Here is a 20,234-nt window from a genome sequence, read left to right as displayed (position 1 = left end):
TGAGTATTTACCCAAATTTTAGTTTAAGTCGGTAATGATAATGCCATCCCAAGCTAATACTGCGAAACAGCATAAATGCACATAATGCGCCCCATAAGGCGTGGTTGCCAAAGGATTGCAAGCTCCACCAGAGTGGAAAGTAAACCCCAAAGGTGGCGATTATCATGCTGTTACGCATAATATGCCCCTGGGCGGTACCAATATAAACGCCATCAAATAAATAGCAGCCAAAGGCTAAAATAGGCATGGCGATAAGCCACATAAGGTAGGTGCTGGCCGTTTGTTGTACGCTGGGGATATTGGTCAGAGCGTTGATAATATATTGACCAAACAACCAAAAGAAGACACTGAAAATAACGGCGATAATCGCTGACCAGGCAAATGCTAGGCTAACAGATTCAAACAATAAGCTGGGGTTATTTTGTCCTACAGCGCGGCCAACTTCTGCTTCGGCGTAGTAAGCTACCCCATCCAGCGCATACGATATCAACATCAATAAATTGAGCAGTACCGCATTAGCGGCTAAGGTATCGTCACCTAACCCTGCGCCATAAAAAGCCATAAAACTGAATGCCGCTTGCAGGCATAAGCTGCGAATGAATATATCGCGGTTTAAGGTGAGTAAGCGTGATAAGCCTGTAAAGCTTAAGTGTTGGGTTAACTGTGGCCAGGTAAAACTAGGCTGCTTTTGCAGTTGCTGTTTAACCATGATTACCGCCACACTAAATGCACACATATCAGCGATCACCGATGCTAAAGCCGCACCTTGTACGTTCCATTGAAAACCAATTACAAACACCACATCTAGAATAATATTAACAATGTTGGCAATAATTAGCTGCCACATAGCAGCTTTGGGTTGTTGCCTACCAAGTAGCCAGCCTAATAACACTAGGTTAGTTAAGGCGAAAGGCAATGACCAAATGCGGATCTCCACATACTGACGACAATAAAATTGTACTTGCTCGCTGGCTTCAGTTAAGTGCAGCGCTAATGACAATATCGGCTGTTGGAATAGAAGGGCGAAAAAGGCCAGTAAAAGCGCTAAACTGATCCCTTGAATAAGTAATTGCTGCTGGGTATGGTGATCGTTTGCGCCAAAAGCTTGTGCCACTAACCCTGTGGTCGACATACGTAAAAAACCTAATAACCATATTATTAAGGTAATAATGGTACTGCCCAGCGCCACTCCGCCTAAGTAATAGGCTTCACCAAGATGGCCAATGACCGCAGTGTCCACTAAACCTAATAGTGGCACTGTGATATTCGATAAAATCATTGGAATGGCTAGCGCCATTAATTGGCGGTTTTTATCGCCATTTAACAGTAAACGAAACACAGACATATTTGGGAAACACTATGCTTAAAAAAGTCATGTTAGTGGCGGGCGCAATATTAACGGGGGTTATATCGTCATTGGCTAATGCCGTGGTGATATTACAATACCACCATGTGTCTGACAGTACACCCAAAAGTACCTCAGTTACCCCAACTCAGTTTACCGAACAAATGCAATATTTGGCTGACAACGACTTTACGGTTATGTCACTGACTCAGGCTGTTGAACAAATAAAATTGCAGCAAACTGGATCGCCTAAGCAAATCGTTATTACCTTTGATGATGGTTATGACAGCATTATTGACAATGCCGCAGCTATTTTAGCTAAGCATCAATTCCCGTTTACTGTGTTTATCTCTGTTAAGCCTATTGATGCAGGATATAAGGGGATGATGAGCTGGCGGCAGATAAAAACACTCACTGAACAAGGGGCGACAATCGCCAACCATAGTTGGGGGCATGAGCATTTAATTCGCTATCTTGCCAATGAAACCACTGCGCAATGGCGGCAGCGGGTTGGGCAAAACCTGTTGAAAACAGAAGCTGAAATTAAGCAGCAAACAGGGCAAAGTGTGAAAATGCTGGCATATCCATATGGTGAATATAATGCTGAGTTAACCTCATTGCTGGATGAGTTGGGTTTTGTCGGCTTGGGTCAGCAATCGGGTGCCGCAGGTCAGTATTCATCACTCACGGCATTGCCGCGTTTCCCGGTAGCCTTTGATTACGCGGAACTGGCTCAACTTAAGCTAAAGTTTACCAGCTTGAACATGCCGGTAATTAAGCAAAACATTACCGATCCACAATTAAAAAATGGCCAATGGCGCCCTTTGCTTGAGGTAACCGTCGACACCACTGATATTGATAAGCACCAAATGATGTGTTTTGTGCAGGGCCAGGGAAGTCAGCCTGCTATTTGGGTTAATGATAATACTTTTTCTGTGCAGGCGAAGCGCGATTTACCCGCAGGACGAAAGCGCTACAATTGTACTGTGCCTAGTAAAACCCAAACAGGCTATTATTGGTTTTCACAAGCTTGGGTAAGGCTTAAAAATGATGGTACTTGGCGTGAAGAATAGCGAAACCTATTCTCATAAAAACACATTAACTGATGGTGAGTAAGGTCAGTAGTTTGTCGCTAATCTGAGTTAGAGGTAATACTTCACTGGCTGCCTCAATGGCAACCGCGGCACTGGGCATTTGCCACACCAGCGACGATGCTTCATCTTGGGCTATGGTATAAGCCCCTTTTTGTTTCATTGCAAGCAGACCTGCGCTGCCATCGGCGCCCATTCCGGTCAGTATAATACCAACAGAGTTTTGAGCCGCATGTTCAGCGACGCTATTAAATAATACGTCAATCGAGGGTTTATGGCGGTTTACCGGCCCAGCGTTAAGTAGTTTTGTTTTAAAGTGGTCGCCTTCAGGTTCGATGGCTAAATGCTGATCCCCTGGGGCAATATAAACGTTACCTGCGGTGAGCTTTTCACCGCCTTGGGCTTCTATCACATTTAAGTGGCAATTTTTATTTAGCTTGGCTGCAAATGAGCTGCTAAATACTGGCTGTATATGCTGGGTAATCACAATGGGTGGTATATTTGCGGGTAATGCCATCAGAATGGTTTGAATCGCTTCAATGCCTCCTGTTGACGTCCCTATGGCGATAAGTCCATTTTTAAACTTCCCCGTCACAGGGGGAGCTATTGCATGATGATGGCGAATAGCCGGTGGTGCATCAAAGGACACTTGTCCTGCAGCGGTGACTTTTTGAACTAAATTATTTTGAAATAATGATAGGCTATTTTGATAATGGTTTTGTGGCTTAACAATATAATCTATAGCCCCCAAAGAGAGTGCTTCTAAGGTGATGTCGGCTGCCTTTTTAGTGAGCGAAGACACCATCAAGACTGGCATGGGTCTTAGGCGCATTAAATTACGCAAAAAAGCCAGCCCATCCATTTTTAGCATGTCAACATCAAGGGTTAACACATCAGGTGAAAGTTGTTTAATAAGTTCGCGAGCTTCATAGGGATCTTCTGCTTCACCCACAACAATAATATTATCATCAGTATCAAGCATCTGGGTGAGTAGCTGGCGCATTAAGGCAGAATCATCTATGACCAATACTTTAATCATTTAGCCTCCTTTCAAGTGGTGATAATAATACGTTACTCCCTTACGGGCGAAATAAATAGCGTGTCCTATAAACTAGACACCAGTAGTTAAGTTATGCTGGCTTTGAGCGTGATTAATTCATAACGGTTTGAACGTTGAGTTATGCGTTGGTTCACCTATTTTTGAAAAATGAGCGGGAGTGCCTTTCAAGTATTGGTGCCTTTATAGGCAGAGTCAAGTATCTGATGTGTAAAGCAATGATATAAAATATTTAAAGTGTACTTTTTAGAGCTTACGGTTTTTTAAGCATAATCAACAGTTGTTAAGTGTTATCAACGATCTTTTTAAAATCAGCAATTAGCTCATTATTCAGTATCTGAGGTGTCTCACCCGGCTTAGGCTTGGCTTTAAATACCGCTATTTTTTCCGCATTAGGTGAGACCAGTACATATGATGCACTGTGGTCGACTTGATAATCATCACCATCACCTACCATTGCATAAGCAAAGCCGAGATCGCGGCTAAAGGGAAATAGCTGAGCATGTTCAGCGGTAATGGCTTTAAAGTCACTATTAAAAAAGTTGATGTAATCTAGACGTTTAGTTTGCGTGTCACGGTCAGGATCGGCTGATACAAACACCACTTGTATGGAGTCAGATATTTGCTGTAACGCGGGATAAGCTGCGGCTAATTTATTAAGCGTTGTTGGGCACACATCTGGGCATGAGGTGAAGCCGATAAAAAATAGGCTCCATTTACCTGTTAAATTTTTATTAGTAAAAGTATTGCCATATTGGTCACTCAAACTAAACGGCGCTAATTTACGAGGATTATCGTAAATAAAGCTGGTGGCTAAATCTAGGGAGTCGTATTGCGGCTTAGCAAGTGACGTTGAAGGCATATTATCTGCAGGGCTTAGCCATTGATTAGCGACTATGCCCCCGAATGCCATAATGATCAGTGCGACGATAATACTGCGCTTACTCATTCACCACTTCCCTAGATATTGATGTTAGCTGCCAATTTAGCGTGTGTATTGTTACTGTAAGTCACGATTAAACTTAACGGATTAATTCACCCACAAGTAATGATCAACCAGCAAGATGATAAATAGCACCATTAAGTGGTATATAGAAAACTTAAACACATTCATCGCTAAACCTGAGTAGTCATGGTACTTAAGCTGCCAAGCTTTATAAATAAATCCACAACTCAGTAGCGTTGAACCAACCAAATAAACCGGGCCACACATTCCGACTAATACGGGTAATAAACACGCTATGGCTAATAGGACTGTGTATAACAAAATGCAGGTTTTGGTAAACTCAACGCCGTGGGTAACTGGCAGCATCGGAATATCAACCTTGGCGTACTCTTTACGTCGATGAATAGCTAGCGCCCAGAAATGCGGAGGTGTCCAGGTGAAAATAATAATCACCAACAATAACGCATGACCATGCATTTCATTGGTGACAGCAGTCCAGCCAAGTAAAGGGGGCATTGCGCCTGCTAAGCCGCCAATTACAATGTTTTGCGATGTTGCACGTTTCAAATACGTGGTATAGACCAAGGCGTAACCAATTAGGCTGGCAAAGGTAAGCCAAGCTGTGAGGGGATTAACCCAGGCATACAGCATCACAAATCCTAACACCCCAATAGATACCGCAAACACTGCCGCTTTTACGCCAGATATTTTACCTTTAGGCAATGGACGGTTATAGGTTCGCGCCATTAGGCCATCTATTTTTCGGTCAATAAGGTGATTAAAAGCGGCTGCTGCGCCTGCCATTAATCCTATGCCGACCATACCGACAATTAAAGGTTGTAGTGGTACGGCTCCTGGTAATGCTAGACACATGCCGACTAACACCGTCAGTAGCATCAATGCTACCACTTTGGGTTTAGTCATTTCAAAGTATGCCCGCCACTGTAATGTGAGAGCCGCACTTGGAGCGTTGAGGATGATCGGTTTTGTCATTGTTATGTCCTCTAGTTACGCTTTACGCCATAGGGCGTAGTTAATAAATACCATGGTGAGCAGTAATAATGCTGCGCCGCCATTATGTGAAACTGCAATGCCTAATGGTAAATTCATCACCACATTGCTGATGCCTAACGCAACTTGCACAATTACCATTAAAATAAGTAAATAGGCACTGGTGCGCATGGTGGATGATTGTGCTTTTAATAACTTGAACGCCAACCAAACAAGCATTACTGCGGTGAATACTCCCCAAATACGATGAGTGATGTGAATCGTCATTCTGGTTGGATAATCTAATACCCCATATTCAAAACTGGGATGGTCACCTTGAAAGGGTGAAAACGCATCGGCAAAGCGCAGATTGTCTATCCAATTCCCCTCACAAATTGGCAAAGTGGTACAGGCCAGTGCAGCATAGTTAGAGGATGTCCAACCGCCCAACATGATTTGCACCACTAATACCACTAAACCTATAGCAGCCAATGGCGCCAGTTTTCGAGCATAAGTATCACCGCCGGGAATACGTAAAGGCTTAGTACGTAAATACAAAATGAGTAATAGTGAAAATAGGGCAAAACCGCCGATTAAGTGAGACATCACTACAATCGGCATCAGTTTCATGGTGACCGTCCACATCCCTAACGCGGCTTGAAAAATGATTAAGGCTGAGATAAATATTGGCAACTTTTTTGGCGCTTCACGTTGCTTTAAACACATGATTAAAATCACCAGCACCATAAGGCCTAATGTGCCAGCAATGTAGCGATGGATCATTTCAAGCCAAGCTTTTTTCGGTTCAATAGTGTGTTCAGGAAAATGGGTTTCGACTTTTGCCAGTTCATGGCTTTCATTGGGAACGGTTAAATGACCATAACACCCAGGCCAGTCAGGACAGCCTAAGCCTGCATCAGACAGGCGGGTGTATGCGCCCATTAGAATTACCATTAAGGTAAATACTAAGGTGAATTTAATCAGTTGAGGAATATGCATTAACCCACCCTCGACAACTTAAGCATTTTACGTAGGTCGGCAATGATCGCTTTGCCCTGAACGATATTAGCATCACGCCCCAATACTGCGTCATATTGCATGACTAAACTGCCTAATGGGTCGACGATAATCATTTGTTGTAACCGTAATAATTCAGCCATTTTGCTATTAATTACAGCGGTATCAAAAGGAATGTGTAGCTGTTTAAGCGCCTCGATATCACTGTTGTCTTGCAGCAGTATCATTGGAACTATTCTGTCGCGGTCTCGCCCAAGTGCAATGTGACTTTGGTTAATAATATATAATCTGTCTACACATTGTTCATCGCACTTTTCTGGCAGTAAATACACTAATTGCCATAAATGTGGCTTAGGGTTGTCCATATCTAGGGTGCTGTAAGTAAGGTCTGTACTGAGTAGCGCGCCTTTATTGGTTGCGCCGCCATGGTACAAATCCATACTTAATACTAGTTTGGCCAATGCCACAGGCACTAAAAACACCACAAACAAGAGTATTAATGTTTTATTACTTTTTCTAGGTTGGGAGTTCATTCTCTCTCCTCTTATTACTTGTTATATAATGGAAAAATATTTAACGCCTTAATTGCTGCCACTTTTTCAGTGTCAGCCAAGTCATTAATCCTAAAAACACTGCGGCCATAGTGAACCATTGCAGTGCGTATCCTTGATGTTTATGGGCCGATAATGGAATGGGTTGCCAGGGTTGTGGTAAGTCCACATGGGGCACATTGTCAGGTTGTAAAACCACAGGTAATAATGGATACCCCAGTGTTTGTGATAACTCATCTATGGCAATATTTTGAAAGCGCATAGGATTACCCGTTTCAGCCATAAGATGGTCGCTAAGTGGATTAGTTTGCTTTTGATAAATTCGCCCGAGCAATTTGTATCGCCCAGCTGGAATAGGGTTAATTTGCGGCAAAATACGGCGATCTTTATTGGCTGGTATAAAGCCAAGTTCGACTAATAATCGAGGCTCTGTTTGCTTTACTTGGAATACTTGGTAGGCCAAGTAACCCACTTGACCTTGGTATACTTGATTATCGAGTAATAAAACCTTGTCAGAGGCTGGCGAAGCTGAAACGGCTACACGGTAGCCTGTCAAAATATTTGTCTCAGACGCATCGGCTGTCTGTGAAGTAATGATTTGTTGTAAGGACTTAAAGGTAATTGCAGGTTGATTTTGTCTTTCAATTAACGTTTGTTCCCAAGCTTGTTTGAATTCGGCTCTATCAAGTTGCCACAAACCCAGCTTGACCAGAATGCTAAACACGCTCACAGTAATAGCAACAAAAACAAACGCGGCCCAACCTATACCCGCAAAAGGATTGCCTGTGACAGCCCCTCTGTTCGTTAAGTTAGTTTTAGTGCTACTGCTTGTATTCATTATATTTAATTTAGCCCGCGCATTATTTATTATGGTTAAAGGTGAAAACACTCAGTCTATGAGTCGCTTTTTAGGGCGTAGGGTAATGTTTTCTGCATTCGTGGTTATTCTGTTATTAATTGCCATGGGACTAGGCATTATTGAGCCTAACCCACGGCCTTACTAATATGTGCTATTTACCTGTTGCTACAACACGTAAACGAACACAAATAAACATAACCACACCACATCAACAAAGTGCCAATACCAACTACCTGCTTGGAAGGCAAAATGTTTATCTTGGGTAAAGTGACCTTTCAGCACCCTTAAAAGCAGTACAATTAAAAACACTGTCCCTAAGGTAACGTGCATACCGTGAAAACCGGTTAACAAGAAGAAGGTATTGCCATAAATTCCCGACTCAAGCGTTAAGCCCATTTCATGGTAGGCGTGGGTGTATTCTTCTACTTGTAAAAACAAAAACGCAGAACCTAAAAGAATGGTCAGTCCTAGCCAAATTTTCAGTGGTGTACGTTTCGCTTTTTCTAAACTTGTGTGAGCAAAATGTAAGGTTACCGAAGAGGTTAATAACAATATCGTATTGATAAGCGGTAAACCTGTCCATGGCATGGCTTCGGTGGTGGTGCCATCTGGAGTCTTAACCAGTGGCCATACTGCTTCAAATGCTGGCCACAATACTTCATGGGTCATGGCATTATTTGATGCACCGCCTAACCAGGGCATTGCAATCATTCTGGCATAAAATAATGCGCCAAAAAATGCCCCGAAGAACATGATTTCAGAGAAAATAAACCAGCTCATTCCTTGACGAAAAGAACGGTCCATTTGCGCCGAATACAAACCGGACATAGATTCATCAATCACGGTTTTAAACCAACCAAAAATCATAAATATGATCACAGCGATACCGGTTATTAGAATATAACCGCCATAACTGGCTTCAGTTGATAGTTGTTGTACGTAACTGCCTGCGCCAAAGGCGATTAAAAATAGGCCTATTGCACCAATGATAGGCCAGGCACTTTGTGCTGGCACATAATAGGTTTCATGCTTTGTGGTCATTTTGCTGCTCCTTGCTTTACACCACCGCCGACTTTGTCGGTAATGTCATAAAGGGTATAAGAGAGAGTCAATGTATGAATGGATTCTGGTAAATCAGGATCCACGTAAAAAACCAGTGGAAGTTCAGCGCTTGCTGATGCCGCTAGCGGTTGTTGATTAAAACAAAAACACTCTGTTTTATTAAAATAGGCTGCACCTTGACCTGGTGATACTGAAGGTATCGCCTGGCCAACCGTGTCTTTTGTCGATAAGTTTTTGGCATAAAACTTCGCATGGGTAAGCTCTCCAGGGTGCACTGTAATACGATTGACCTGAGGCTTAAATTCCCAAGACATATCAGATTGCACCTGCGCGACAAATTCAATGGTAACGGTGCGGCTTTTATCTACAATCACCGCTTGGTAAGTGCTGGCGGTGCTTTGGGGTTTGCCATTAATCCCCAAGGCATCACATAGCACGTCATACAAAGGCACCAACGCAAAACCAAAGCCGAACATACCCACAGCGCCCAAAATAAGCAGGGTCAGTAATTTACGATTCGATTTTGTTGGCTGATTCATCTCATTTTATCTCTGGTGGGGTAGTAAACGAGTGATATGGAGCAGGACTCGGAAGGGTCCATTCCAATCCTTCAGCACCTTCCCATGGTTTATCTGGTGCTTTTTCACCACCTTTAATGCATTTAAGCACTACGGCTAAGAAAATAAACTGAGACAATCCAAAGGCAAATCCACCAATTGATACAATCTGGTTAACGTCGGCAAACTGAATTGCGTAATCAGGAATTCGACGTGGCATACCAGCAAGTCCTAAGAAATGCATTGGGAAAAACAGCACGTTAACCGAAATGACCGAACACCAGAAATGCCATTTACCTAAGGTTTCGTTGTACATATGACCGGTCCACTTAGGTAGCCAATAGTAAGCAGCGGCCATAATGGAAAATATTGCCCCAGTAACCAGTACGTAATGGAAATGAGCCACCACAAAATAGGTGTCATGGTACTGGAAATCTGCCGGTGTAATGGCCAGCATTAACCCTGAGAAACCGCCAATAGTGAACAAAATAATAAAGGCGATAGCAAACAGCATGGGCGTTTCAAACGTTAAAGAACCGCGCCACATGGTTGCTACCCAGTTAAATATTTTTACACCCGTTGGTACGGCTATCAGCATGGTGCAGTACATGAAGAACAGCTCTGCAAATACCGGCATACCCGTGGTGAACATATGATGTGCCCACACTAAGAATGACAGCACCGCAATACTGGCGGTCGCATATACCATTGACGAGTACCCAAATAGCTTCTTACGGCTAAAGGCGGGCACAATGGCAGAGATAATACCGAATGACGGTAAAATCATGATGTACACTTCAGGATGACCAAAGAACCAGAAAATATGCTGGAACATAACAGGGTCGCCACCACCTGCGGCATCAAAAAAGCTGGTGCCGAAGTATTTATCGGTTAACACCATGGTGACCACACCAGCCAGTACTGGCATTACCGCAATCAGCAAGAATGCAGTAATAAGCCATGTCCACACGAATAAAGGTAACTTCATCCATGTCATTCCTGGTGCGCGCATATTAACTATGGTCACAATCACGTTGATTGCGCCCATAATCGAGCTAATCCCCATAATGTGTATCGAGAACACAAACAGTGCTGTGCTATCTGGACTGTAGGTGGTAGATAAAGGCGCGTAGAATGTCCACCCAAAGTTAGGTCCACCGCCTTCCATAAATAATGTGCTAAGTAACATGGTAAAGGCGAAGGGTAAAATCCAAAAGCTCCAGTTGTTCATGCGAGGTAATGCCATATCTGGCGCACCAATCATCATAGGTATTAGCCAGTTAGCTAAGCCGGTAAAGGCTGGCATAACAGCACCAAATACCATGATAAGGCCATGAACTGTGGTCATTTGATTGAAAAAGTTAGGTTCAACTAGTTGTAAGCCTGGTTGAAATAACTCAGCGCGGATCACCATTGCCATGGCACCGCCAGTTAGAAACATAATAAAACTAAACCATAAATACAAAGAGCCAATGTCTTTATGGTTAGTGGTTAGCAGCCAGCGCATAATGCCCTTAGGGGCACCATGATGATGGTCGTCATGGACTGCAGTATCGTGCGTAGATGTACTCATTAATTATCCCCTACTGTCCATGGCTATTGACATCGGCTGCTTGCACCGTATCGCCTGAATTGTTACCCCATGCATTACGCTCGTAAGTGATCACCGCTGCCATTTGGCGTGGTGATAATGAACTGGCGAAAGCTTGCATCGCGGTACCAGGTTTACCGTTGTGAACGATATTGATATGCGCATCAACAGGGCCAGTAATTATGGGACTACCAATCAATGATGGGAACGCACCAGGTAAACCTGCACCTGTTGCTTGATGACAAGCAGCACAAGACGATGTGTATACCTGTAGACCTTCGGTCATTAACTGCTCATAAGTTAATTCCGTCAAATCTACCTCTTTCACCTCGGCGACAATGTCGACAGCTTTGGTAACTGCAGCATTGACTTGCTCAGATGGATCGGCAGATACAACTGCTTGAGTGCTGGTATTTGCTGGATTAGGTTCTGCTGCATTAATACCACTGGCAACATTGCTTACATCAACAGCCTGAATAACATCACCGGAGTCGTTCCCCCAAGCATTACGCTCATAGGTGACAACCGCGGCAATATCTTTGGCGGTTAACTGTTTTGCAAATGATTGCATTGCTGTTCCAGGCTTACCATTAAGCACAATATTAATATGGCCATCGACAGGCCCCTTAATGAGTGGGCTGCCAATAAGAGATGGGAATACACCGGGTAAGCCTGCACCATTAGGTTGGTGACATGCTGCACATGTAGAGAGGTAAATTTGTTCACCTTTGGTCATTAACTCTTCTTTTGAAAGAGTTTCTGATAAGGCTGCTTGAGCCGCGGCAGCTGCATTATTGGCAAGCTGTTTTTGGTCTAAAAGCCACGCATCATATTCCGCTTCAGGCAACGCCTGAACCACAATAGGCATAAATCCATGGTCTTTGCCGCATAATTCAGCACATTGACCACGGTAAGTTCCTGCTTTATCAATTCGTGTCCAAGCTTCGTTAATAAAGCCTGGGTTAGCATCCTTTTTAACCGCAAAAGCTGGAACCCACCAAGAGTGGATAACATCATCTGATGTCATTAAAAAACGCACTTTCCGATTGAGAGGCAGTACCAAAGGTTTATCTACTTCTAATAAGTAGGTTGCGCTTTTAGTTTCATCACCGTCAATTTGGGTGCGAGGAGTGGATAAAATGCTATAGAACTCGACATCTTCATTAAAATAACTGTAATGCCATTTCCACTGCGAACCAGTGATCTTAATGGTTAAGTCCGCGTCAGACGGATCTTCCATAGCGATAAGGGTTTTAGTGGCTGGAATGGCCATACCAATTAAAATAACAAATGGGATCACGGTCCAAGCAATTTCTACTTTGGTACTTTCATGAAAATTTGCCGCGACCGCGCCTTTGGATTTACGATGATAGATCATTGAATAAATCATGATCCCGAACACCACAACACCAATAGCACAGCAAATATAAAGAATAATCATATGGAGGTCATAAACCTGGCCACTGATATTCGTTACACCCTTTGTCATGTTGAGGGGCATTTCGTTTGCCCCAAGTGGAGGTGCCAGTAACACCGCCATTACACAATACAACCATTGCTTCACAAGACTTCTCCTCTGCCAATTGCGAATAGCAACTACAAAGAAGAGTCACACAGTAAGTCTCTGCTCTATGTAAACTCTTCGGTTCCCAAAAAAGCTTGATGACTTCAAAGTACCCTGGTGGTTGTAAGCGTGTAAGGCTTACGGATTTGTATTTATGTGCACCACGCTGGCACCTACAACTGAACCTATCAATTCTGATTTGACGCTTTTATCTGTCAGATAAAATCTAGACTGTAGCGTTTCAATTAGGTTAAAAATGTTTCAACCCTGTTAAATACATTACTTGTAGATTAAACATTGATCAAGATCACTTTTATAGCTAATTAACTGAAATTTTGCATAAAAAAGCCCTGTACATAGACAGGGCTCAGTAAACACGGCGTTTAGTACTAATGAAATGAAGTGAAATTAATTGTTTTAACAGCATTATTTTGATTTGAAATAATCGCTTTAGTTGCCAAATTAGTGCCTAAGTGAGTGCTTACATCTTCAATAACGACACCTAATGCTCGGGCACTTTTTGCGACTAACTCTAATCGGCGACTGTCGCGTGCATCTAAAGGTTGAGTCCATGAAATAACGGCACTTGATGTACCACTGGTTAATGCTTTTTCCATTGCCCAAAGTGTTTCAATTTCATCCTTGGCATGTACTAACAATACGCGGTCCATTCTTACCCCAGCACTAGCTAACATCTGTTTATAATTGATATTGGCGGGATTAATTAGCACAATCCAACGACCTTGCAGGCTTAGTTGTGCCAATTGGCTAGCATATTGACTGAGTTCCACTTTACCATTGGTTTCGGTTTGGAGTGTGGTGATAGGCTGCGCTAAATTAATATCTGCAGTTGGCAAATCTACCCATAAACCAGGATGACGAGGGGATGTACCCATTAGTTTGTTCATAACCATTCTCCATTACGAATTACACCAACTGCAAGCCCTTCAATAGTGAGGCTTTGGTAACTTAAATCGACTTCGATAGGTGCATACGCTTCATTTTCAGCATGCAAATATACGACATTGCCTTTTTTCTCAAAACGTTTCACTGTCACATCATCTTCAACACGAGCAACAACGACCTGGCCATTTCTGGCTTGCTGTATTTTATGAACGGCGAGTAAATCACCCTCTAAAATGCCGATGTTTTTCATGCTGTCACCGCGAACCCTTAACAAAAAGTTTGCGGCAGGTTTAAACATATTAGGATCAACTTGATAGTATTGTTCTACATGCTCTTGCGCTAAAATAGGTTCACCTGCAGCGACTTGTCCAATTAAAGGTAAACCTGCTTCTTCGGGTTCATCTTCTTGGGTTAATCGTATTCCACGGGATGTGCCGGGCATGATTTCAATAAACCCTTTTTTAGCCAAGGCTTTTAAATGCTCTTCTGCGGCATTTGCGCTTTTGAAACCTAAGCGTGTAGCGATTTCTGCACGAGTAGGTGGCATACCAGTTTCAGAGATATTGTTTTTAATAAGCTCTAAAATTTCAGCTTGGCGTGGTGTTAAGGGTCTCATGTTATTTCCTGTCTTTCTATACAGTAACTGTCATTATATACAGTGTTTGTGTTTGCGCAAGTATTCACCAATTATTTTTTAATTTTATTATTTGAAATTTTTTTTTTATTATATGTATCAATTGCATGCTTCAATTTATTTGTTCTTGAATTTAAAAGCATTGTTTGATGTGTACAGCCTATAGTGAAAGGTAACCAGTTTCTGGTATCCTATGCGCCCATATTAAAAGGGCTTTATTGCGAATATTATTATGTCAAAACCAGATTCAATCATGCTTAGACTGCTGCGTAGGGTGCAAAAGCTGATGGTGCAAACGATAGTTGTGCCACATGACCCATTTGCAGATCTAAACTTCGATCCAGACAAGCCCATTGTTTATGTCATGAAGACAGAGTCGATCAGTGACACTGCAGCATTAAGCGAAATGACCCAAGGCTTAGGCTTACCAAGTCCTTATGCGCCATTACAACTTGATGGTATGAAAGTGCCACGAGTTGTTTGTTTAGAGGGGCGAAAGCCTATTATTGGTAAGCGTGAGGGTGGTGAGAAGTTTTTAAACTGTTTTACCAGTTTATTAGCGCTCCACCGTCAGCAGCCTGAATTAGATATTCAACTTGTGCCAGTAAGTCTTTACTGGGGCCGTACTCCAGGCAAAGAAGATGACACGATGAAAGCTGCTGTGCTTGAACGTGAGAATCCAACCTGGTTACGTAAATGGTTAATGATTCTATTTCTAGGTCGCCATAGTTTTGTGCAGTTCTCTAACGCAATGTCATTACGCTATTTAGCCGATGAACATGGTACTGATGAAGCCATTGCCCATAAATTAATTCGGGTGGCTCGGGTACATTTTCGCCGTCAACGTAAAGTCATGACTGGACCACAACTGCCTAACCGTCAAGCTCTGTTTGCTTCGTTATTAAAGTCTGAATCGATCAATAAGGCCATTGAAGAAGAAGCGGCAAACAAGAAGATTTCCAAAGAGAAAGCGCGTGAAACTGCGATTGAGTATCTGGACGAAATCGCGGCCGACTATTCAGATAGTTTAGTACGTATTGCTGAGCGTTTTCTCACCTGGTTATGGAATAAGCTATACAGTGGTATTAACATCAAAGGCGCTGAGCAAGTGCGCCAACTGCATCATGACGGTCATGAAATTGTATATGTGCCTTGTCATCGCAGCCACATGGACTATTTACTGCTGTCTTATATTTTGTATTACCAAGGTATGGTGCCGCCGCACATTGCAGCCGGTATCAACTTAAACTTCTGGCCTGCAGGCCCAATGTTCCGTCGTGGTGGTGCATTTTTCATTCGCCGTAGTTTTAATGGCAACAAACTGTATACCGCTATTTTTCGTGAGTATTTAGATCAACTGTTTGCTAAGGGCTACGCCGTTGAATACTTTACCGAAGGTGGTCGTTCACGCACTGGTAGATTGCTTGCACCTAAAACCGGTATGTTAGCCATGACAATTAACAGTGTGCTGCGTGGTATTGAGCGGCCGGTGACGTTAGTGCCTGTTTATCTTGGTTATGACCACGTGATGGAAGTGGCTACTTACCATAAAGAATTAAGTGGTAAGAAAAAAGAGAAGGAATCGCTTTGGCAGGTATTTGGTGCTATTCGTAAGCTGGGTAATTTTGGCCAGGGTTACGTAAACTTTGGCGAGCCAATCAATTTACAAAACTTTTTGAAACAACAATCTCCTGATTGGCGTGAAGAAATTGCCAAAGATCCAGACCAGAAACCATCATGGGTTACGCCAGCAGTTAATCTTCTAGCCAATCAAGTGATGACCAACATTAATGGCGCAGCAGCGGCAAGTTCAGTCACGCTAACTAGTTTAGTGTTATTAGCCTCAGAGCAAAATGCGTTAGAACGTCATCAGCTTGAGCGTCAGCTAAATTTCTATTTAAAGTTGTTGAAACAAGCACCTTATTCCGACTATGCATCGGTTGCAGAAGGTGATGGTCCATCCATTGTTAAGCATTGCTTATCACTCAATAAATTTACCTTAGAAAAAGACCCACTAGGGGACATTGTCGCAATTGACCCTAACCACGCTATTACCTTGAGTTATTATCGTAATAACATTATTCATATCATGATTATTCCTTCCTTAATTGCCAGTTGTTTAGTGCGCTATGAAGAATGTAATCGTGAACAAATTCTGGCAGTGGTTGAGGACTTTTACCCGCTGATGAAAGCAGAATTATTTATGGGTATTGCTGATCTTCCCGCTTATGTTGATTTAGTGCTTGATCAAATGGTTGAGGAGAATTTAATTAGTGGTGATAAACGTTGTGTTGTTGTCCAAGCGAATATCACCCAGTTAGAGCTATTAGCTGAAACCGTCAGTGAAACATTACAGCGTTATGCAATTATCTTTAATTTGCTAGGGATCAAACCTGAATTAGAGCGTGCTGAGCTTGAACGAGACAGCCATTTATTGGCCCAAAGGTTAGGGGCGTTGCACGGTATTACTGCACCAGAGTTCTACGATAAAAAATTGTACAATACCCTGAGCGTGAAACTAAAAGAGCTAGGTTATTTATGCAGTCGTGAGCCATTAGATGAAGTGTTTCGTATACGCGACCACGCGAATGGATTATTACGTCCATCAGTGCGACAAACCATTCAAGATAGCGTAAACGCGGAGCATTTAAATTAATGGCAAACCACATGAATGCGGCTAAAAATAGCCCCAAAAGTAAGTCTCTTATTGGTGGGGCAATGATTATTGCTGGTACGACTGTCGGCGCGGGAATGTTCTCGTTACCCGTGGTCGGGGCAGGTATGTGGTTTAGTTATTCTGTACTGATGTTAGTAGGTATTTGGTTTTGTATGCTGATGTCTGGTTTACTATTACTGGAAGCCAATTTACATTTTGAGCCTGGGGCCAGTTTTGACACGTTAACGCGTGATACGCTTGGGCAATTTGGTAGAATAGTCAATGGGTTATCAATTGCTTTTGTGTTGTACATCCTAACTTACGCTTATATTAGTGGCGGTGGCTCGATTGTTAATCATAGTCTGCAGGCCATTGGCATCAGCTTACCGCAAAGTATCGCCGGATTAGTGTTTGCGTTGGTGCTTGCACTTATTGTGTTAATCAGCACTAAAGCCGTTGATCGCATTACCACCATTATGCTTGGTGGTATGGTGATCACTTTTTTCTTAGCTACGGGTAACTTATTAATTGAAATAGATCCAAGTCGATTGTTTGAGCCTGATGGTGAAGCTCGATACTTGCCTTATATGTTAGCTGCATTGCCATTTGGCCTGGCCAGTTTTGGTTACCATGGTAATGTACCCAGTCTGGTTAAATATTACGGTAAAGATGCCAAAACCATTGTAAAAGCTATCGTACTAGGCACAACCATTGCCTTGGTGATTTATGCCTGTTGGTTAGTGGTCACTATGGGCAATATTTCTCGTGCTATGTTCTCAGATATTATTGCCCAAGGCGGTAATATGGGGGTATTAGTGGCGGCCTTATCTGAATCCATCGCCAGCGAAAATTTATCACGCGTACTGACCTTGTTTGCCAACTTAGCGGTTGCCTCATCTTTCTTAGGGGTGACATTAGGCTTATTCGATTACCTAGCTGATTTATTTGGTTTTGATGATTCACGTACTGGTCGATTAAAAACCGCAGCAATTACGTTTATTCCACCAACAGTATTAGGGTTACTCTTTCCTAATGGTTTTTTAATGGCTATCGGTTTTGCAGCTTTAGCCGCAACCATTTGGGCGGTTATTGTACCTGCACTATTGGCTTATAAAACCCGTCAGCTCTATCCAAATAGCCAAAGCTTTAAAGTACCAGGAGGCAATATGTTGATCATTATTGTGGTGTTATTTGGGGCATTAACGGCAACGTGTCACTTGTTGGCCATGGCGGATATTTTACCGGTTTACCAGTAGGTTTTTGACAGGCTTACATAATAAAAAGTCTTCTTCGGAAGACTTTTTGCATTTATGGCATTTTGTAGCTTAACTGTGGGCAATAAGATACGTGAAACCCTATGTTAAGAATTAAAAATGAAGGAGGCATGTTTTAATCATTACGTTACCCTCCCATGTTATAAGGCAGATGAAACATAAAACAAATAAACTTGTTGATAACAGATTGTTTTTATTGCTATGTTAATTTTTTAATTTAAGGATGAAATTGTTATGTCAGATCTGCTACTAACACAACTAAAAGCGATTGATCGTAAAATGCTGATGATTGCCATTATTGATTTTCCAGGCAGCCTTCTGTTTGGCTTAGGCTTGTATGGCATATTTGCTGGCTTTGATAAAAACTTTTTACCTATGTTGGCGGATCAACAAATCATTTACGCCATGATCCTTGTAGGTGGGGGGATAATGCTGTGGGGTGGTTGGAAGATGCTTATACTAGCCCGTGAAAAACAGCATATTTTGGCTCAACATAAATAATTAAATTAGCGGGTCATGGCATAAAATGAGATCTGTGTTGCAATTATACTGTTGATATTTCGTGTCTTGTTGTTAAGCCACCTCCGTTGTATTAAGTTTAGTTTAAGGTTGGAGTGAGTAATAGTTAGTCAATTATTGATCAGCTTCAAAGTTTAAGTGATGAATTCTACCTATTACCTAAATCTAGAGGCATATCAGCTTTTTTCGTACCACAACACTCTACACTTACTCAAAATTAATAATATATAAAATATTGTAAAACGGAGATGTGTGATGAACTGGCGAACCCTATTTAAACCAAGCACAAAATATTCCATTATCGTACTGATTTTAGTCGGTGTGATTTTAGGTGTAGTTGGCTATTTTGCAACTCAGCAAACCTTACATGCAACAAGTACAGATGCTTTCTGTATGTCTTGCCACAGTAACCATTCTTTAAAGGATGAAGTATTAGCGTCAGCTCATGGTGGTGGCAATGCAGGTGTAACAGTGCAATGCCAAGATTGCCATTTACCCCATGGCCCAGTTGATTACTTGATCAAAAAAATCATCGTTTCTAAAGATTTATACGGTTTTATCATGATAGATGATTTCAATACTCAAGCATGGTTAGATGAAAACCGTAAAGAACAAGCGGACCTAGCATTAAAGTATTTCAAATCTAATGATTCAGCTAACTGTCGCCATTGCCATACTCGTATATATGAAAATCAGCCTGAAGGCATGAAGAAAATGGCGAAAAAAATGCATGAAAATAATTTCAAAAAAGCACCCGAAGACAGAAAAACCTGTGTTGATTGCCATAAAGGTGTCGCCCATCCTTACCCTAAAAAGTAACTTAGCTTAGGCTACTGAATAAAAAACCTCGTTCAAGTGAACGAGGTTTTTTTATGGATGATTATTTAAAGTGTGCTTAACGGTATTGAGTGAGTTTATGGTACTGGTTGATAAGCATATAAACGGTAACTCACTTGTCCTGCTGTTTTTTGTTTCAGCGGTAACCAATTTGCTGGAATAACCAGATCAGTAAGATCGGTTTCGGTTTCAAGATAAATGAGTGCATCGTTATTTAACCAACCATGGGCCATTAATAATTCAATAGTCTGTTTGGCCAAACCTTTACGAAAGGGAGGGTCAATATAAACCACATCAAAACCTTGATCTGTTCCTTTAGCCAATAACTGCAAACTGTCACCATTAATCACTTTGGCATTGATGCAGTTAAGGGTGTGCAGATTTTTGGTCAGTTGGTTGGCGGCACTTTTTTGTAATTCAAACATTAACGCAAATTCGGCATAACGTGATAACGACTCTAGGCTTAATGCTCCGCTTCCGGCAAAACAATCTAATACTCGAGCGCCCCGAATATCAACCGATAGCCAGTTAAATAGGGTTTCACGCACACGGTCTGTTGTAGGGCGTAAGCCTTCTAAATCATGGATCGGCAGCTTACGAGAACGCCATTGTCCAGAAATAATTCTGACCTGCCCACTACTGCTATTTTGTCGTGCCATGTGTTCCCCGTGATTTTGTCTGAACAAAGAAAAAGAAAGTGGTAGACTATGCTCACCCTAAACAGCTGATATTTTATATTAAACTCAACCAAAAATACTGAGTATTCTCCAATAACCCC

20 protein-coding genes are annotated in these 20,234 nt (G+C 42.2%); 6 read left to right on the top strand and 14 right to left on the bottom strand.

Features of this window, described 5'->3' with window-relative positions:
* Positions 1-7: 7 nt before the first annotated feature.
* On the bottom strand, positions 8-1,345 hold the full coding sequence (dinF, locus tag ACRWQM_RS17055) for an MATE family efflux transporter DinF (RefSeq protein ID WP_434930731.1): 1,338 nt from the start codon (positions 1,343-1,345) through the stop codon (positions 8-10).
* A 14-nt stretch (positions 1,346-1,359) separates the two neighbouring features.
* On the opposite strand from dinF, the gene ACRWQM_RS17050 reads away from it, so the two are divergent.
* Complete coding sequence (locus ACRWQM_RS17050) at positions 1,360-2,418, top strand: polysaccharide deacetylase family protein (RefSeq protein WP_434930730.1); 1,059 nt, start codon at positions 1,360-1,362, stop codon at positions 2,416-2,418.
* A gap of 25 nt (positions 2,419-2,443) precedes the next feature.
* Here ACRWQM_RS17050 and ACRWQM_RS17045 read toward each other — a convergent pair whose 3' ends face one another.
* The 6 genes from ACRWQM_RS17045 to ACRWQM_RS17020 all read right to left on the bottom strand — a co-directional run bounded on the left by ACRWQM_RS17045 (position 2,444) and on the right by ACRWQM_RS17020 (position 7,838).
* A complete protein-coding gene (locus ACRWQM_RS17045; protein ID WP_434930729.1) occupies positions 2,444-3,475 on the bottom strand; it encodes a protein-glutamate methylesterase/protein-glutamine glutaminase in 1,032 nt (343 codons plus the stop codon).
* A 301-nt stretch (positions 3,476-3,776) separates the two neighbouring features.
* Entirely contained in the window at positions 3,777-4,442 is a 666-nt protein-coding gene (locus ACRWQM_RS17040) for an SCO family protein (protein ID WP_434930728.1), read from the bottom strand.
* Between the two features lie 81 nt (positions 4,443-4,523).
* Entirely contained in the window at positions 4,524-5,432 is a 909-nt protein-coding gene (gene cyoE, locus ACRWQM_RS17035) for a heme o synthase (RefSeq protein WP_434927841.1), read from the bottom strand.
* 15 nt (positions 5,433-5,447) lie between these two features.
* Positions 5,448-6,428 carry a COX15/CtaA family protein gene (locus tag ACRWQM_RS17030; RefSeq protein WP_434930727.1) on the bottom strand — a complete coding sequence of 327 codons (981 nt, stop codon included), beginning with the start codon at positions 6,426-6,428 and terminating at the stop codon, positions 5,448-5,450.
* Entirely contained in the window at positions 6,428-6,979 is a 552-nt protein-coding gene (locus ACRWQM_RS17025; RefSeq protein ID WP_226411906.1) for a hypothetical protein, read from the bottom strand. Before ACRWQM_RS17025 ends, ACRWQM_RS17030 begins: the two co-directional genes overlap by 1 nt.
* Positions 6,980-7,019: 40 nt before the next feature.
* Entirely contained in the window at positions 7,020-7,838 is an 819-nt protein-coding gene (locus tag ACRWQM_RS17020) for an SURF1 family protein (protein ID WP_434932051.1), read from the bottom strand.
* Here ACRWQM_RS17020 and ACRWQM_RS17015 point away from each other — a divergent pair.
* A complete protein-coding gene (locus ACRWQM_RS17015) occupies positions 7,783-8,001 on the top strand; it encodes a DUF2909 domain-containing protein (RefSeq protein ID WP_434930726.1) in 219 nt (72 codons plus the stop codon). The genes ACRWQM_RS17020 and ACRWQM_RS17015 overlap by 56 nt on opposite strands.
* 20 nt (positions 8,002-8,021) lie before the next feature.
* Here ACRWQM_RS17015 and ACRWQM_RS17010 read toward each other — a convergent pair whose 3' ends face one another.
* The 6 genes from ACRWQM_RS17010 to lexA all read right to left on the bottom strand — a co-directional run bounded on the left by ACRWQM_RS17010 (position 8,022) and on the right by lexA (position 14,152).
* Complete coding sequence (locus ACRWQM_RS17010; RefSeq protein ID WP_434930725.1) at positions 8,022-8,897, bottom strand: cytochrome c oxidase subunit 3; 876 nt, start codon at positions 8,895-8,897, stop codon at positions 8,022-8,024.
* Positions 8,894-9,457 carry a cytochrome c oxidase assembly protein gene (locus tag ACRWQM_RS17005; RefSeq protein ID WP_434927846.1) on the bottom strand — a complete coding sequence of 188 codons (564 nt, stop codon included), beginning with the start codon at positions 9,455-9,457 and terminating at the stop codon, positions 8,894-8,896. The genes ACRWQM_RS17010 and ACRWQM_RS17005 overlap by 4 nt, the downstream gene beginning before the upstream one ends.
* A gap of 1 nt (position 9,458) precedes the next feature.
* Positions 9,459-11,048: a cytochrome c oxidase subunit I gene (ctaD, locus tag ACRWQM_RS17000; protein WP_434927847.1), complete on the bottom strand. Its 1,590-nt coding sequence runs from the start codon at positions 11,046-11,048 to the stop codon at positions 9,459-9,461.
* A gap of 10 nt (positions 11,049-11,058) precedes the next feature.
* Positions 11,059-12,630, bottom strand: coding sequence for a cytochrome c oxidase subunit II (gene coxB / locus ACRWQM_RS16995; RefSeq protein WP_434930724.1), 1,572 nt, complete (start codon positions 12,628-12,630; stop codon positions 11,059-11,061).
* A gap of 389 nt (positions 12,631-13,019) precedes the next feature.
* The gene (locus tag ACRWQM_RS16990) at positions 13,020-13,538 is read right to left on the bottom strand and encodes a cell division inhibitor SulA (protein WP_434927850.1); all 519 of its coding nucleotides are present in this window, start codon (positions 13,536-13,538) and stop codon (positions 13,020-13,022) included.
* Positions 13,535-14,152, bottom strand: coding sequence for a transcriptional repressor LexA (gene lexA, locus ACRWQM_RS16985; protein ID WP_434927852.1), 618 nt, complete (start codon positions 14,150-14,152; stop codon positions 13,535-13,537). The genes ACRWQM_RS16990 and lexA overlap by 4 nt, the downstream gene beginning before the upstream one ends.
* Before the next feature lie 250 nt (positions 14,153-14,402).
* Between lexA and plsB the strand changes: the two genes are divergently transcribed.
* The 4 genes from plsB to ACRWQM_RS16965 all read left to right on the top strand — a co-directional run bounded on the left by plsB (position 14,403) and on the right by ACRWQM_RS16965 (position 19,438).
* Positions 14,403-16,826 carry a glycerol-3-phosphate 1-O-acyltransferase PlsB gene (plsB, locus tag ACRWQM_RS16980; RefSeq protein ID WP_434927853.1) on the top strand — a complete coding sequence of 808 codons (2,424 nt, stop codon included), beginning with the start codon at positions 14,403-14,405 and terminating at the stop codon, positions 16,824-16,826.
* On the top strand, positions 16,826-18,082 hold the full coding sequence (gene mtr, locus ACRWQM_RS16975; RefSeq protein WP_434930723.1) for a tryptophan permease: 1,257 nt from the start codon (positions 16,826-16,828) through the stop codon (positions 18,080-18,082). The genes plsB and mtr overlap by 1 nt, the downstream gene beginning before the upstream one ends.
* A gap of 252 nt (positions 18,083-18,334) precedes the next feature.
* A complete protein-coding gene (locus ACRWQM_RS16970; RefSeq protein WP_226411884.1) occupies positions 18,335-18,601 on the top strand; it encodes a hypothetical protein in 267 nt (88 codons plus the stop codon).
* Positions 18,602-18,874: 273 nt separating this feature from the next.
* Positions 18,875-19,438, top strand: coding sequence for a NapC/NirT family cytochrome c (locus tag ACRWQM_RS16965; protein WP_434927856.1), 564 nt, complete (start codon positions 18,875-18,877; stop codon positions 19,436-19,438).
* 95 nt (positions 19,439-19,533) lie between these two features.
* Here ACRWQM_RS16965 and rsmD read toward each other — a convergent pair whose 3' ends face one another.
* A complete protein-coding gene (gene rsmD / locus ACRWQM_RS16960) occupies positions 19,534-20,115 on the bottom strand; it encodes a 16S rRNA (guanine(966)-N(2))-methyltransferase RsmD (protein ID WP_434930722.1) in 582 nt (193 codons plus the stop codon).
* Between the last annotated feature and the right edge of the window lie 119 nt (positions 20,116-20,234).

It is taken from the genome of Shewanella sp. HL-SH5 (assembly GCF_051163755.1).
GTDB lineage: Bacteria > Pseudomonadota > Gammaproteobacteria > Enterobacterales > Shewanellaceae > Shewanella > Shewanella glacialimarina.
Note: the sequence above shows the minus strand (reverse complement) of the source record. Positions and strands in the feature narration are given on the sequence as shown.

Excerpts from the sequence above, each read along its gene's own strand:
- dinF (WP_434930731.1), bottom strand. The coding sequence starts at position 1,345 with ATGTCTGTGTTTCGTTTACTGTTAAATGGCGATAAAAACCGCCAATTA.
- ACRWQM_RS17050 (WP_434930730.1), top strand. The coding sequence starts at position 1,360 with ATGCTTAAAAAAGTCATGTTAGTGGCGGGCGCAATATTAACGGGGGTT.
- ACRWQM_RS17045 (WP_434930729.1), bottom strand. The coding sequence starts at position 3,475 with ATGATTAAAGTATTGGTCATAGATGATTCTGCCTTAATGCGCCAGCTA.
- ACRWQM_RS17040 (WP_434930728.1), bottom strand. The coding sequence starts at position 4,442 with ATGAGTAAGCGCAGTATTATCGTCGCACTGATCATTATGGCATTCGGG.
- cyoE (WP_434927841.1), bottom strand. The coding sequence starts at position 5,432 with ATGACAAAACCGATCATCCTCAACGCTCCAAGTGCGGCTCTCACATTA.
- ACRWQM_RS17030 (WP_434930727.1), bottom strand. The coding sequence starts at position 6,428 with ATGCATATTCCTCAACTGATTAAATTCACCTTAGTATTTACCTTAATG.
- ACRWQM_RS17025 (WP_226411906.1), bottom strand. The coding sequence starts at position 6,979 with ATGAACTCCCAACCTAGAAAAAGTAATAAAACATTAATACTCTTGTTT.
- ACRWQM_RS17010 (WP_434930725.1), bottom strand. The coding sequence starts at position 8,897 with ATGACCACAAAGCATGAAACCTATTATGTGCCAGCACAAAGTGCCTGG.
- ACRWQM_RS17005 (WP_434927846.1), bottom strand. The coding sequence starts at position 9,457 with ATGAATCAGCCAACAAAATCGAATCGTAAATTACTGACCCTGCTTATT.
- ctaD (WP_434927847.1), bottom strand. The coding sequence starts at position 11,048 with ATGAGTACATCTACGCACGATACTGCAGTCCATGACGACCATCATCAT.
- ACRWQM_RS16990 (WP_434927850.1), bottom strand. The coding sequence starts at position 13,538 with ATGAACAAACTAATGGGTACATCCCCTCGTCATCCTGGTTTATGGGTA.
- lexA (WP_434927852.1), bottom strand. The coding sequence starts at position 14,152 with ATGAGACCCTTAACACCACGCCAAGCTGAAATTTTAGAGCTTATTAAA.
- plsB (WP_434927853.1), top strand. The coding sequence starts at position 14,403 with ATGTCAAAACCAGATTCAATCATGCTTAGACTGCTGCGTAGGGTGCAA.
- mtr (WP_434930723.1), top strand. The coding sequence starts at position 16,826 with ATGGCAAACCACATGAATGCGGCTAAAAATAGCCCCAAAAGTAAGTCT.
- ACRWQM_RS16970 (WP_226411884.1), top strand. The coding sequence starts at position 18,335 with ATGTCAGATCTGCTACTAACACAACTAAAAGCGATTGATCGTAAAATG.
- ACRWQM_RS16965 (WP_434927856.1), top strand. The coding sequence starts at position 18,875 with ATGAACTGGCGAACCCTATTTAAACCAAGCACAAAATATTCCATTATC.
- rsmD (WP_434930722.1), bottom strand. The coding sequence starts at position 20,115 with ATGGCACGACAAAATAGCAGTAGTGGGCAGGTCAGAATTATTTCTGGA.